At 49.6% G+C, this 1,565-nt stretch carries 3 protein-coding genes; all 3 read left to right on the forward strand.

The window, feature by feature from the left end:
* The first annotated feature begins 131 nt into the window (after nucleotides 1–131).
* From BOW51_RS11350 to BOW51_RS10670, 3 genes are read left to right on the forward strand one after another with little or no spacing between them, the layout of a single operon-like run.
* Nucleotides 132–293 carry a hypothetical protein gene (locus tag BOW51_RS11350; protein ID WP_167367345.1) on the forward strand — a complete coding sequence of 54 codons (162 nt, stop codon included), beginning with the start codon at nucleotides 132–134 and terminating at the stop codon, nucleotides 291–293.
* The gene (locus BOW51_RS11840) at nucleotides 290–415 is read left to right on the forward strand and encodes a hypothetical protein (protein WP_281252893.1); all 126 of its coding nucleotides are present in this window, start codon (nucleotides 290–292) and stop codon (nucleotides 413–415) included. Before BOW51_RS11350 ends, BOW51_RS11840 begins: the two co-directional genes overlap by 4 nt.
* Nucleotides 412–1,449, forward strand: coding sequence for a RecT family recombinase (locus BOW51_RS10670; RefSeq protein WP_078477690.1), 1,038 nt, complete (start codon nucleotides 412–414; stop codon nucleotides 1,447–1,449). Before BOW51_RS11840 ends, BOW51_RS10670 begins: the two co-directional genes overlap by 4 nt.
* The last annotated feature ends 116 nt before the right edge of the window (nucleotides 1,450–1,565 follow it).

Genomic DNA, 1,565 nt, shown 5'->3' on the forward strand with positions numbered 1-1,565 from the left:
TTTCCTTTGGCGCTGGCGCACGTCAGAAAAACAGTCTCGCCTAGTGGCTACCGGGGACTACGCGCCTTCGATTCTCTCTCCTTGGCGCGCAGCGATTGAGTACATGCGTGCACACGCACGTAGGACATTCAATGGATAAGCAAGCAACCAAGCGCAACCATGTCATTCTCAAGTTCCTGCAACGCAAGCGTCGCAAGAACACAGAGACAGTTGGCTGTTTAGCCAGTGTCACACCATTACCCAAGCATGTAGTAACGACTGACCGTGACCCACAACCGCCGGAAGCAGCATGAGTCACGAACAGAAACTACACATAGCCAAGGTCAACAGCCGACTAGCTGCGCATGCTAATGACCCCGAAGGCGAGGCTTACTGGAAAAAAGTGGTTAGGCGGCTAGAGGAGAAAGAGAAATGAGCAATCAAGCATTACAACTGGTCAACTCCGTACAGGGAAAGTTTGTCCAAATAGCACAGGAACACAATCTCGTTACCTGGCAGAAAGAATCGCAGTTTGCTCTGCAAGCCCTTCAGACGAACGGTACGCTCGCAACCTGCGCTCCTGAGACAATCCAGAACGCAATCATCAATGTCGCCTCTGTGGGGCTTACGTTGAACCCTGCAGACGGTTATGCCTACCTTGTGCCGGAATATTCCAAGCCGAATAAGCGCAACGAGTGCCAGCTTCGCATTTCCTTCAAGGGTCTTATCAAACTCGCAACCGACACAGGTGCGATCAAATGGGTCAAGGCTGACGTTGTAAAGGCTGCAGACACGTTTGAATATCGTGGCCTGAACCAGATGCCAGAACACAAGATGAATCCGGTTTCAGATCGTGGTGACTCCATTGGTGTCTACTGTGTCGCCAAAACCAATGAAGATGAATACCTGGTTGATATGGCTCCGTGGGACGAGGTGATGAAAGCCAAAGAAGCCGCCAAGACGAAAATGGTGTGGGACAAGTGGCCTGACGAAATGGCCAAAAAGTTCATCATCAAACGTGCATCAAAACAGTGGCCGAAAACCGAGCAGTCTGCAGTTCTCCATAACGCTATCGACGTAATCAACCAGGTTGAAGGCTCTGTCCCTATCTCAGCCTACACAGCCGACCAGAAAGAAGCATTTGACGCAATGCTTGAGGCAGAGGATTCAATCGGCCTTGAACTCTATTACAGGGAATTTAAGAGCAACGACAACGAGCAGACATGGGTTGACCTCTACAACTCAGGCGAACAAGGCCAGAAAGTCAAACTGAAAGGCAAAGTTAATGAACTCTTGCGCATCGGTTTTGAGCTGGTTCAGAACGTCCATGATGCACTGGATAACGACGACAACCTTGCAGCACTTGAATGCATTGACGACATCACCGACCACGGCAAAAAACTGCTGTGGAACGCGCTTGATACCGAAGAGCAGACAAAACTGCTCGGCATGATTGAGAAAGCAGCATAAACAACCAACCTACCAGGAGAAAAACAATGGCAGTTCAATATGACCTGATGGTTCCAAACGGAACTTATACAAAAGACGGACAGCAGAAAACCCATTGGGTGAAAATAGGCTGCGTC

It is taken from the genome of Solemya elarraichensis gill symbiont (assembly GCF_002021095.1).
GTDB lineage: Bacteria > Pseudomonadota > Gammaproteobacteria > Chromatiales > Chromatiaceae.